We start from the raw sequence: 238 nt of genomic DNA, 5'->3' as shown, positions 1-238 counted from the left end.
ATGGGCGTTTTTGGTACAAAAATAAAAAATAAAAACCAGTCCGAAGATTTCAAAAATATGTCAAAGCAAAATACAGCTTGCCTGAGTTATATCCAAACAATTATTGACAATAGTAATTACAGTCCTACAGCTTATCAAGAGGTTAACCGTATCTATGGTATTATGCATGCGCTTGATCCTGCAATTACTACGCAATATAAAAAGGCGCCACTTTATCTGTTGTATTCTGCCACCTACG

At 35.3% G+C, this 238-nt stretch carries 1 protein-coding gene; it reads left to right on the top strand.

The features are described 5' to 3' along the window. Positions 1–57: 57 nt before the first annotated feature. A partial coding sequence (locus AC23ME_RS21145) for a hypothetical protein (protein ID WP_487729705.1) occupies positions 58–238 on the top strand: 181 nt, incomplete at its 3' end.

It is taken from the genome of Pedobacter sp. T50_32, assembly GCF_057652195.1.
This window is presented reverse-complemented; position numbering and strand designations above follow the sequence as displayed.